The organism is Jeotgalicoccus nanhaiensis, from assembly GCF_015235105.1.
Taxonomy (GTDB): domain Bacteria; phylum Bacillota; class Bacilli; order Staphylococcales; family Salinicoccaceae; genus Jeotgalicoccus; species Jeotgalicoccus nanhaiensis.
In genome coordinates this window covers 1-413 of the sequence record NZ_JADGLW010000024.1, presented here as the reverse complement: position 1 = coordinate 413, position 413 = coordinate 1, and the positions used below count along the sequence as shown (strand labels likewise).

Sequence of the window (413 nt, the reverse complement as noted above, 5' to 3'; positions counted from 1 at the left end):
ACAGCCTTGAGGGTGTGCACGTCCCAGAGTTCGGGGTTCGCCTGCGGGCTGAAGCCGTCGAGGTACACCGCGTCGGCCACGGGCTGCTGCAGGCGCAGCATGGCCTGCGCATCGCCGATGTAGAGCGTGAGCAGCACCTGGCCGCCCTCGAAGGCGAGCCGGTGCACGCCGGGCAGCAGGCCCCAGTACTGGGCGTGCAGGGCGCGGGCGAGCGGTTCCAGCTCGCCATGGCCTTGCAGGGAGCGCATCAGGTCGTCCGCGGAGACCGGGAACGCCTCGCAGGAGACGAAATGCAGCAGGCGCGGCCGTGCAGGGTCGGCCCGCCACGCGGCCCAGGTGGTGAGGAAGTTCAGGCCGAAGCCGAAGCCGGTCTCCAGCACGCGCCACATCGCCTGGCCCGCCCAGGCCTGCGG

Annotated in this window: 1 protein-coding gene; it reads right to left on the bottom strand. The window is 71.9% G+C overall.

Translation table 11 applies throughout. From position 1 onward, the window contains the following. Window positions 1-389 (bottom strand): tRNA (5-methylaminomethyl-2-thiouridine)(34)-methyltransferase MnmD (locus IR135_RS11515; RefSeq protein WP_209307417.1); only part of this gene is annotated, 389 nt, incomplete at its 3' end. Between the last annotated feature and the right edge of the window lie 24 nt (window positions 390-413).